This window comes from Micromonospora endophytica (assembly GCF_003236305.1).
Classification (GTDB): domain Bacteria; phylum Actinomycetota; class Actinomycetes; order Mycobacteriales; family Micromonosporaceae; genus Micromonospora; species Micromonospora endophytica.
Window position 1 is genome coordinate 23499 of the sequence record NZ_POTX01000035.1, and the last position, 10769, is coordinate 34267.

Consider the following 10769-nt stretch of genomic DNA (forward strand, 5'->3'; position numbering starts at 1 on the left):
GGCAGTGGGCAGTGGGCAGTGGGGCGGCCATAAACAGCGCCGAAAATATCTGAATCGAACATCCGTTCGGGCAGGCGCAGACCGTTTCGTTGCGCGATAATATTCGCATGCGGCAGCTACAGTTGTTCACCACGGCCGAGTTGGCCAGAATGCGGGACAGGAAAGCATCCCGCAACTACTGTCCGAGCCGTGACGAATTCCGCCGCACTCACGAACGACACCGCACCTGGGGCCTGACCCGCCGCCACGCCGAGCGTTTACGCCACGCCCGGACCAGGTCGAACACCCGCACAGCACAGCCCACGGCCGAGCAACCCGCATGGGCCGAGCAACCCGCATGGGGCGTACGGGCCGCGCAGTGCGAACGGGCCGAGCGGACCACGCAGGCCGCGCGGACCACGCAGGCCGAGCAGATCGAGCAGCGCGAGTGGACCGAGCGGGCCACGCAGGGCGAGTGGACCGCGCAGGCCAAGAAGGAGGCCGCACGGGCCCAGGAGGCCGCACGGGCCCAGGAGGCCGCACGGGCCCAGGAGGCCGCACGGGCCCAGGAGGCCGCGCAGAGCAGGCAGGCTGTGCCCCAAGCGAGCTTTGACCGGGCTACCCACTCCTACCGCAGGACGGCAATCGGGGCAGATCGGCACCGCCCCGACGGTCGCACAATTCCGGGCCCTGCCGGGGCTCGTCCCTTGATACCCCAGAGGCGATGCGCGCAATTTATAGGCACCAGGCGGCCTGCGCAGCAAGGAATCACGATGATGCGGGCATCGACGCTTCAAAGCGACGGGATAATGTCCGCCCGACCGCCATCCTTTTGCGACCGAGCCGCCATTCCCTCCCTGACAAAGCCGAGTCGGTGGCGCGTGCGGTGGCCGGCGTCCTCCTCCGCCGCCCGAGCGGGAGCCAACTGCGCGGCTGATCCGGCATCATCCGCCCCACAACATGCCAGGGGCCCATTGTCAACGGGGCTTGACGGCAATCGCCGGACAAGGCGCCGACGCGGCGAATGGTTTGCACCTGGCGGCCATACCTACCGCCGCGCTCGGGGCCACACCTCAGCGATCGAGACGGAACACCATCTCGGCCGGTCTCGGATCAGGGCTGACGCGACTGCCGGAAGGCAGCGACAAAATACGACTAGGCCGGCAGTGCAAAGGCCAGCACCGGTCCGCTCGGGTCCTTGGAATCGGGTACGGTTACCGCCCGGGTCAACTCGGCCACCTCCAAGCAGTTGGCGTTGGTGCCGCTGCGGCTGGACTTGCGCCAGGTCACGCCGGACAGGTCGAGGATGATCATGACGGCTCACTCCCGTTCGTGCTCCGTTGCGATCCGCGCAACGAGCCGCACCGATTCGGCGGGGCTCAGCGCCACTGCGGCAAGCCTGTCCGCCTCGCCGTCGAGCAGCGCGAACGAGCCGTCCAGCCCGGTGTGTGCGCCGACCGTCAGCGGCACCACCCGCAGCGTCACGTTCGGCCGCTCGGCGGCGTCGACCAGATGCCGCAGTTGGCGGGCCATCACCGCCGGGCCACCGAGCGCCCTACGCAACACCGCCTCGTCGATCAGGGCGTGCGGGCGGCTCAGGATGGCCTGCCGGCCGAGCCGAGCGGCCACCCGGGACTGCGCCTCGGCCGCCGACCCTCCGATCGAGGAGGCCTGCGGCGAGCGGGTGACGCTTGTGGAGCACCGCTCCGGCCTGACCTACTGGACCGCCCGCGTCCGCGAGGGCTGAGCCGAAGCCCGCGGAGTCTGCCCGACAAGGCCCGGGAAAGAGCCCGAAACTACGCGCGGGCCCGGTCCACCCTGGGTGCGGGTGGGCCGGGCCGCCGGGCGGTTCGGTCGAGGTCAGAAGAAGCGCGGGATGCTGGTGCTGGTCCAGCCGGTCCCGACGGTGTTCTGGCTCTTCACGAAGAGCTTGTTGTCGGCCGACAGGTCACCAGTCGACTCGAAGGCGAGCAGGGTGCCGTCCGTGTGCTGCGCGACGAGGTCGGTCCGGGCGTCTCCGGAGAGGTCGCCGACCATGAGTCGCGGACGGTTCGCCGAGGCCCAGTTCGAGTCGGTGCCGACGTACCGGTACGGGCCGGGGAAGGTGACAGCGGAGCCGGTCAGGTCACCGGTGGAGACGTACGCCCGCAGCTGCCCGTCGGCGAGTTGGGCCACCAGGTCGGTGATGCCGTCGCCATCCACGTCGGCGGGGAGGATGCGCGGGATGGAACTGGTCCGCCACCCCGAGCCGACCACCTTCGCCGAACCGGTGGTCGGGAAGAGTCGACCGCTGACGGAGACGTCGCCACTGGACGGGTACGCCTTCAACGAGCCGTCCGCGAACTGGGCGATCAGATCCGTGCGCCCGTCGCCGTTGAAGTCGCCGGTGAGGATCCGCGGCACCTCAGCGGTGGTGAACCCGGTGCCCACGTCGCTCGGCGCGATGCTGAACAGTCGGGCGTCGGCCGAGAGGTCGCCGCTGGAGGGCCACACCCGCAGCGTCCCGTTCGCCAACTGGCCGAGCAGGTCGGTCCGCCCGTCGCCGTTGAAGTCCCCGACGAAGAGGCGCGGCAGGGAACTCGCCCGGAACCCGGTGCCGACGACGACCTCCGGGCCGAAGAGCTTGTTGTCGGCGGAGAGGTCGCCGGTGGACGCCTGGGCGGTGAGCCGGCCGTCGGAGGTGCCGCCGATCAGATCGGCGCGTCCGTCCCCGTTGAAGTCCCCGACCAGCACGTGCGGACGGTTGGTCGTCGTCCAGCTCGTGGTCCCGTTGACGTTGCGGTACGGGCCCGGGAAGAGCGGCGTGGTCCCGGAGAGCTGACCGCTGGAGGGGTAGAAACGCAGCGTGCCATCGGCGCGTTGGCTGACCACGTCGGTCCGGCAGTCGCCGGTGAAGTCAGCGAGCCGGGCGATGCTGCCCTGGTCCCCCGGACCAGCGGTGCCGCCACCGGCGTTGCAGGCGGAGACACTGTGCTGGCGGATCCAGGCCACCAGGTCGTCGGTGCGGGTCTCGATCGCGTCCCGCCGGGTCTCGGTCTCGCCAAGGCAGCCGCCCTGCCAGGAGGTGTGGTGCAGGGCGACCAGTTCGGGACGGCCGTCGACCAGCCGGACGGTGGGGCCACCGGCGTCACCCTTGCAGGTGGTCGGACCACCGCTGCTGGTGATGTCGACTGTCGTCGCGGTCACCGCAGCCGCCGTCACAGCCACCCCGTGCAGCTTGTCCGGCACCCACTGGGTCGCGGTACGGCCGAAGCCCAGCGCCTGGAACGTCTCGCCCGGCGCGGGCGGGGTGCTGCCCAGGGCGACCGGGGTGACCCCTACCGCCGGCACGACCAGGCGCAACAGCGCGACGTCGCGGTCCGGATGCGGCACCACCCAGGCGACCCGGCGGACGTGGCCGGCGGTGCCGGTCAGGTCGAGCCGACCCACGGTCACGGTGGTGAGCTGGGCTGGCGCGCCGGCGGTGGTCCGCGGCGTCCCGGCGTCGGCACAGGACTTTGCGGTGATCACCCACTGTGCTGCGACCAGGGCACCCGAGCAGGCGCTCGCGTCACCCATGGCCACCTTGGCCGCGAAGGCGAAGGCCGGGTCGGTGACCGGGTCGCCATCACTCACCGCACCGGCAGGCACCGCGCCGACCACACCGGCCCCGGTGATCGCCGTCGCTGCGGCCAAGGCCAGCCAGCGTCGTTGTCGAAGTTGTCTGCTCAACGCCCGTTCCCCCCCATGATTTTCAGGTACAACGCCGCCGTCCCGCAGCAGCTGGGACCACGGCAGGGGACAACGATCAGGAGGAATCTAGTTGATGATCTGGGGCGGCGCTGCCCCCTGCCCAGACGGCACGGGACAGCGCCGACACGGTGAACGTCAGAGCCGGTTCGCCGCCAACAGGAAGGTGTAGGCCGCGTGTCCCTCGGCCGTCGGGTGGAAGGTTTCGGTGAGGCGGGTCAGGTTGACGCCGTGGATGAACGGCTTGGGGCTGCACGCCTCGTAGCCGGCGAGGACCTGACGCATGTCGACGAAGGTGACCCCGGCCCGGCTCGCCGCGGCCCGGGTGCCCTCGGCCACGGCGTCCGCGTTGCCGTTCATGTGGGCGCGCTTGGTGGCGCTGGGGCTGATCGCGCCGCACGAGCCGGTCGGGGCGACAAGCCTCGGGTAGCCGAGCACGACCACCTTGGCCCGGGGCGCGCGGCGCTTGATCTCGCCGTACAGGCCGGCGAGTTCGCCGACCATCTGGTTCCTGGCGTAGTACGACGAATACATCGTCGCCGTCTCGCAGTACGACTCGCTCTGGGTGAGGCAGCCCGTGGCCACCGAGGAGAACTGCGCGTCGTTGCCACCCACCGTGATGCTGACCAGGGCGGTGTTGCCGCTCAACGCGGAAAGCTGCTTGCCGCGTACGTCCGCCATGGTGGCGCCGCTACAGGTGACGTCCTTCAGCGTGTAACCGGACACCGCGGACGTGAACAGCTTCGGGTAGCTTTTCGGGCTGCGCAGGCAGGCACCGCTGGCGGAGTCGTACGGGTAGGCACCGACGCCGGAGGCGTACGAGTCACCGAGCGCGACGTACTCCTGCGGGGCGGCCGCTCGGGCGGGAGCGCCGACCACCGCTTCCATCGCCACGAACGCCATAGCAGTGGCGAGAACCACGGACGTGAACTTACGCATGACTTCCCTTCGACCGACGAGAGCCGCACTGGCTCTCGACCGTTTGACGGCCGAAGGGCGGAACGCGTTTACCGCAAGGCAAAAAATCGTCCAACGTAGACGGTTACCTCACGCGTCGTAGTCGACGGTGAGGGTGTCGGTGCGGGGACTGGACTGGCAGGTGAGCACGTAGCCGGCGGCCACCTCGTCCGGCTCCAGCGCGTAGTTGCGGGCCATCTCGACCTCCCCGGCGACCACCTTCGCCCGGCAGGTCGAGCAGACCCCGCCCTTGCAGGCGTACGGCAGTTCGCCGCGAACCTTCAGCGCCGCGTCCAGCACCCGCTCGTCCCGCCGCATGGTGAAGCTCGACGAACGGCCGTCCAGCACGATCGTCACCTCCGTGCCGCCGATCGCCGCATCGGCACGGCGCACCGGCTCCGGGGGCGCGTCGACGTGGAACAGCTCGGCGTGCACGGCCGCCTCCGGCACCCCGCGCGCGGCCAGCACCGCGCGCGCCTCCACCACCAGCCCGTACGGGCCGCAGAGGAACCACTCGGCGATGGCGTCGGCGGGCACGATCGTGTCCAGCAGCCGACCCAGCCGCTCGGCGTCGATCCGACCGGAGAGCAGCGGCGACTCGCCCTGCTCGCGGGAGAGCACATGCACCAGGTGCAGCCGGGTCGGGTACCTGTCCTTCAGGTCGGCCAACTCCTCGGCGAACATCACACTGTTGGCCGTGCGGTTGCCGTACACCAGGGTGAAGGTGCTGGCCGGCTCGACGGCCAGGGTGGTGGCGACGAGCGACAGCACCGGGGTGATGCCGGAACCGGCGACGACCGCGCCGTAGCGACGGGCCCGTTCCGGCTGGTAGTCCGTGGTGAAGTGGCCGAGCGGCGGCAACGCCTCGACGCTGTCACCGCTGCGCAGCGCCCCGCAGGCGTAGCTGGAGAAGGCGCCGCCGGGAATCTCCCGCACCCCGATCCGCAGCCGGCCGTGCCGCGCCAGCTCGTCTGGTGTGGAGCAGATGGAGTACGAGCGGCGCACCTCCTCGCCGCCGTCCGGGCCGGGCAGGCGCACCGTGAGGTGCTGTCCGGCGCGGAACGCGAAGGTCGGGCGCAGCTCCTCGGGCACCGCGAAGGTGATCGCGACGGCGTCGGTGGTGAGCCGGTCCACGGCGGTCACCGGCAGCGGATGGAACACCGGCCGGCGACGGACCGGGCGGGTGATGGTGACAGTCACAGCGCCTTCAGGTGGTCGAAGGGTTCGGAGCAGGCGCGGCAGCGCCAGAGTGCCTTGCACGCGGTGGAGCCGAAGCGGCTGAGCTGCGCGGTCTCCGGCGAGCCGCAGCGCGGACAACGGACGGCCAGAGTCAACGGTACGACCCCGTCGCGCCGGACCGGGGCCGGCGGGGCGATGCCGGCGGCGGCCAGCTTGGCGCGTCCGGCGTCGCTGATCCAGTCGGTGCTCCAGGCCGGGCTGTGCACCGTACGCACCTCGACGTCCCGATGCCCGGCGGCGGCCAGCCGGTGCCGGATGTCGGCGCGGATCACGTCCATCGCCGGACAACCCGTGTAGGTGGGGGTGATGGTCACCACCACCCGACCGGTGGCCGGATCCTCCTCGACGTCCCGCAGGATGCCGAGGTCGGCGATGGTGACCACCCGGATCTCCGGATCCACCACCGCCGCCGCGGCCTCCCGAGCGCTGCTCACCGCCGGCTCACCCGCGTCGCGCTCACCAGCGGGCTCCGGGGTGGGCACGGTGCAACACCTGCATCTCCGCGAGCAGGTACGACAGGTCCTCGGTGTGCACCCCGTCGCGTCCACCGCCCGGCGCCCAGCCGGACTCCGGCACGGTGAGGGTTGCCTCGGCCAGCACCGCCGAGACGGTGTCGTCGAACTCGCCGCGCAGGGTGGCCGGGTCGACCGGCGCCTGTGGCTGGGCGACGAACAGCTCGTGGGCGTACGGCCAGACCTGGTCGATGCCGGCCTGCATCCGCCGGTGCGACTCCTCGGTCCCGTCGCCCAACCGCTTCACCCAGAGCGCGGCATGGTCGAGGTGGTACGCGGACTCCTTGCGGGCCTTGCCACCGATCGCGGCCAGCCGTTCGTCGGCGCAGCCGGCCAGCGCGGTGTAGAGCGGCAGTTGGTACGCGGACAACACGAGCAGCTTCGCCATGGTCATCGCGAAGTCGCCGTTGGGCAGCTCGACCAGGAGACAGTTGCGGAACTCCCGGTCGTCGCGGAGGAAGGCCAACGCGTCCTCGTCCCGGCCCGCGCCCTCCAACTCGCCGGCGTACGACAGCAGCAGCCGTGCCGCGCCGAGCTGGTCCAGGGCGATGTTGGCAAGCGCGATGTCCTCCTCCATCTCGGGTGCCCGGGTGGCCCACTCGGCCAACCGCTGCGCCGCGATCAGCGCGTCGTCGCCGAGGGCGAGGGCGAAGGTGAAGGTGAGGGGATTGTTCACAGGTGGGCCACGCCTTCGGGGACGTCGTAGAAGGTGGGGTGGCGGTAGACCTTGTCGGCCGCCGGGTCGAAGAAGGCGTCCTTCTCGTCCGGGCTGGAGGCGGTGATCGCGCTCGCCGGCACCACCCAGATCGACACCCCTTCCTGGCGACGGGTGTAGAGGTCGCGGGCGTGCCGCAGGGCCAGTTCGGCGTCGGGGGCGTGCAGGCTGCCGACGTGGCTGTGCGCCAACCCACGCCGGGCCCGGACGAAGACCTCCCAGAGCGGAGTGTGTTCAGTCATGCCGCGACCTTCTCCCTGCTCGCCTGCTTGGCCGCGTACGCCGCGGCGGCCTCGCGTACCCAGGCGCCCTCGTGGTGGGCGCGCCGGCGGTGGTCCATCCGCTGCCGGTTGCACGGGCCGTCACCGGAGATCACCCGCATCAACTCGGCGTAGTCGGGCTGGGTGAAGTCGTACGCCTGACGTTCGTCGTTCCAGCGCAGCTCGGGATCGGGGATGGTCAGCCCGAGCACCTCGGCCTGGCCGACGCACATGTCCACGAAACGCTGGCGCAGCTCGTCGTTGGAGAAGCGCTTGATCTTCCAGGCCATCGACCGGGCGGAGTGGGTGGAGTCGCCGTCCGGCGGGCCGAACATGGCCAGCGACGGGTACCACCAGCGGTCCACCGCGTCCTGGGCCATCGCCTGCTGGGCCGGGGTGCCGTGGGCCAGGGTGTGCAGGATCTCGTAGCCCTGCCGCTGGTGGAACGACTCCTCCTTGCAGACCCGGATCATCGCGCGGGCGTACGGGCCGTACGAGCAGCGGCAGAGCGGGACCTGGTTGACGATCGCCGCGCCGTCCACCAGCCAGCCGATGGCACCGACGTCGGCCCAGGTCAAAGTGGGGTAGTTGAAGATCGAGCTGTATTTCTGCCGGCCTTCGAGCAGCATGTCGACGAGTTCGTCGCGGCTGATGCCGAGGGTTTCGGCGGCGGCGTAGAGATAGAGGCCGTGACCGGCCTCGTCCTGCACCTTGGCCAGCAGGATCGCCTTGCGCTTGAGCGACGGGGCCCGGCTGATCCAGTTTCCCTCCGGCTGCATCCCGATGATCTCGGAGTGGGCGTGCTGGGCGATCTGTCGGATCAGGGTGCGGCGGTACGCCTCCGGCATCCAGTCGCGCGGCTCGATCTTCTGGTCGGCGGCGACGATCTCCGCGAAGTGGTCGGCCAGGTCGGTGTCCGGGCCGGCCACTTCGCGATCCCGTGCGGCGGCGCTACGCAGTGCCGCTTCCGCGGCCTCGACCTCGCCGAGCAGACCGCCGGGCGCGTCCTCTCCCGGGAAATCACTGCCATACATGCCTTCAGTGTTACAGCTTGCTATGCAACACGCCAGAGGGTGTCACAGAAACCTGAAACCGCCGATCGTGACCAGCCAAGCGCCCTTCGTAACCCGCTTCGGCTATGACTTTGGTCACCTAGCGGCGACAAATCCTCGTAACAGGCACAAAGCGTCTGGATACCCCGCCTTAGTGGCGAGTTACCTGGTGTCGATTCCTGGCACTTCGCCAATCCGCACGTAGACTTCCCACGTCACACACCGATCGGTTATCGACGATCGCTGCTGGTACAGGGCCCGTCCCCCGGGCCCCGCGGGCGATCCACACCGGTCAGTCCTGGCAACAGCCGGTCCCCCCGGCCCTGACATCTGGAGTTCACCCGCTCATGCGATCCCGCGTGACCCTGGTGCTCGCCGTCCTGGCGATCCTGCTCGGCGGCGCCATCCTGGTGCCGGCCGCATACGCCCGACTCTCCCCCGACGAGGCGGAGGCCGGCGAGCAGACCGTCGCGGCTCCGCCGCCCGCGCCACCGCCGCCGCCGACCCTCGCGGCGGGCACGGTGTCGGTGGACTTCGAGGGCGAGTTCTTCTCCTGGGCGCTGATGGACCGCGAGTCCGGCGAGATCTCCGGCTCGAAGAACATGGCCGCGACCAGCTCCACCGAGTCGATGATCAAGGCTTGGATCGCCGCCGACTTCCTGCGTCAACACGGCGACGAGGATCTGGGGAAGGGCGAGGTCCGTCGGGCCATCCGGGACAGCGACGACAACGCGACCAACTTCCTGTACCACATGATCGGCGGCACCTACCGGGTGCCCGCCAACGGCGAGCCGGGGCCGGTGATCAAGCGGGCGATCAAGACCTGCGGCCTCACCGACACCAAGCGCGGCAACGTCGCCGGATACGAAGGTTGGTGGAGCTTCACCCAGATGTCGCCGCGCGACGCGGTCCGGCTCGGCAACTGCATCGCCGACGGCCGGGCCGCCGGCCCGAAATGGACCGACTGGTTGCTGAACGAAATGAGCAAGGTACGAGGCAGCACCGCGGACAAGGACCAGCACGAGGCGGACGGCTGGGGCGGCGGCAGGTGGGGCATCATCGACGGCCTGCCAGAGTCGATCACCAGTCAGGGCCCGGTCAGCATGAAGAACGGCTGGACCCGCCTCCACTACGACCGCAGCTGGCACGTCAATTGCCTCGCCGTCACCGAGAAGTGGAGTCTGGCAGTGATGCTTCGCTACCCGTTCGGCCGCAGTCTCGACTACGGCGCCGACGTCTGCGCCAGTGTCGCGGCCCAGCTCGTCACCCCGCAGCCCGGCGGCGCCCTGAAGGTGCCCCAGCAGCCCGGGAAGCTCTGATGGCCCGCCGCAGTCGCAGTCGCCGGGGCCGCCGAGGCGAGACATCCCCGTTACGGCTGATCGCCATCGCCTCCGTACTTGTCGGACTGGTCCTGGTCTCGTTGCGCCTGCTGCCCGGTTCGCCGTTCGAGTCCACCGCCGCCGCCGAGTGGGGGCGCGGGGATTCGCCACTGAACGAGCGCAGCGGCAATCTGACCGACCGCAGCAGCCGACCGTCACCGAGCCCGTCGCCGGAGCCCGAGCCACTGCCGTTCGAGGCGAAGAAGCTCGACCTGGACATCGACGGCTGGTACGGCTGGAGCGTCCTGGACCGGCGTACCGGCGAGATCATCGGCTCGGACGACATGGACGAGACCAGCACCACCGCGTCGCTGATCAAGTCCTGGATCGTCGCGGACTACTTGCGCCGGGCCGCCGAGGCCGGGCAGACCCCGAGCGACGCCAAGCTCGACGACCTGACCAGGATCATCAGGGACAGCGACAACGAACGCACCGAGGCGCTCTACACCCAGATCGGGCGTTCCGCCTCGATCAAGCGGTTGCTGTCGACCTGCGACCTGACCGACAGCAAGGTCTCCAGCGACCTGGGCTGGAGTCGTACCGAGCTGTCCCCCCGGGACACCGCACGGCTGGGCAACTGCATCGCCGAGGGCACCGCCGCCGGCCCCAAGTGGACCAAGTGGCTGCTCAACGAGATGCGCCTGGTACGCGGCGCCGGTGACTTCGGCATTCGCAAGGCGTTCCCGGCCGCCGAGGCCAAGACGATCGCCATCAAGAACGGCTGGGTCGACCGCATCAAGGAGCAGGAGATCCACGTCAACTGCCTCGCCATCGGCGACACCTGGACCATGGGCGTGATGCTCCAGTACCCGATCAACAAGGGCTACCAGTACGGCATGGACAACTGCCAGAAGGTCACCGAAGCCCTGCTGACCCAGGACTCCTGACCACGCCCCGCTCGCCGCAGATCGCGGCGGGGTGGGGCTAGTGGGAGAAGAGAATCGGGC

General features: G+C 70.0%; 11 protein-coding genes. 2 read left to right on the plus strand and 9 right to left on the minus strand.

Annotated elements, in window-relative coordinates; all coding sequences use genetic code 11:
• Window positions 1-1134: 1134 nt before the first annotated feature.
• The 9 genes from C1I93_RS08080 to paaA form a co-directional block, all read right to left on the minus strand.
• Window positions 1135-1293, minus strand: coding sequence for a DUF397 domain-containing protein (locus tag C1I93_RS08080; protein ID WP_111242606.1), 159 nt, complete (start codon window positions 1291-1293; stop codon window positions 1135-1137).
• Window positions 1294-1299: 6 nt separating this feature from the next.
• On the minus strand, window positions 1300-1641 hold the full coding sequence (locus tag C1I93_RS08085) for a Scr1 family TA system antitoxin-like transcriptional regulator (RefSeq protein ID WP_223256253.1): 342 nt from the start codon (window positions 1639-1641) through the stop codon (window positions 1300-1302).
• Window positions 1642-1839: 198 nt separating this feature from the next.
• Complete coding sequence (locus C1I93_RS08090; protein ID WP_111242608.1) at window positions 1840-3690, minus strand: FG-GAP-like repeat-containing protein; 1851 nt, start codon at window positions 3688-3690, stop codon at window positions 1840-1842.
• A gap of 156 nt (window positions 3691-3846) precedes the next feature.
• Entirely contained in the window at window positions 3847-4647 is an 801-nt protein-coding gene (locus C1I93_RS08095; protein ID WP_111242609.1) for an SGNH/GDSL hydrolase family protein, read from the minus strand.
• A 108-nt stretch (window positions 4648-4755) separates the two neighbouring features.
• Window positions 4756-5865: a 1,2-phenylacetyl-CoA epoxidase subunit PaaE gene (gene paaE, locus C1I93_RS08100; protein WP_111242610.1), complete on the minus strand. Its 1110-nt coding sequence runs from the start codon at window positions 5863-5865 to the stop codon at window positions 4756-4758.
• Entirely contained in the window at window positions 5862-6338 is a 477-nt protein-coding gene (gene paaD / locus C1I93_RS08105; protein WP_111242619.1) for a 1,2-phenylacetyl-CoA epoxidase subunit PaaD, read from the minus strand. The genes paaE and paaD overlap by 4 nt, the downstream gene beginning before the upstream one ends.
• Window positions 6339-6360: 22 nt before the next feature.
• Complete coding sequence (paaC, locus tag C1I93_RS08110) at window positions 6361-7092, minus strand: 1,2-phenylacetyl-CoA epoxidase subunit PaaC (RefSeq protein ID WP_111242611.1); 732 nt, start codon at window positions 7090-7092, stop codon at window positions 6361-6363.
• A complete protein-coding gene (paaB, locus tag C1I93_RS08115) occupies window positions 7089-7373 on the minus strand; it encodes a 1,2-phenylacetyl-CoA epoxidase subunit PaaB (protein WP_111242612.1) in 285 nt (94 codons plus the stop codon). The genes paaC and paaB overlap by 4 nt, the downstream gene beginning before the upstream one ends.
• Window positions 7370-8425: a 1,2-phenylacetyl-CoA epoxidase subunit PaaA gene (gene paaA / locus C1I93_RS08120; protein WP_111242613.1), complete on the minus strand. Its 1056-nt coding sequence runs from the start codon at window positions 8423-8425 to the stop codon at window positions 7370-7372. The genes paaB and paaA overlap by 4 nt, the downstream gene beginning before the upstream one ends.
• Window positions 8426-8790: 365 nt before the next feature.
• Here paaA and C1I93_RS08125 point away from each other — a divergent pair, with 365 nt between their 5' ends.
• Entirely contained in the window at window positions 8791-9762 is a 972-nt protein-coding gene (locus tag C1I93_RS08125; protein WP_111242614.1) for a hypothetical protein, read from the plus strand.
• Window positions 9762-10709 (plus strand): serine hydrolase, encoded by a 948-nt coding sequence (locus C1I93_RS08130; RefSeq protein WP_111242615.1) that lies wholly within the window; start codon window positions 9762-9764, stop codon window positions 10707-10709. The genes C1I93_RS08125 and C1I93_RS08130 overlap by 1 nt, the downstream gene beginning before the upstream one ends.
• Window positions 10710-10769: the final 60 nt, after the last annotated feature.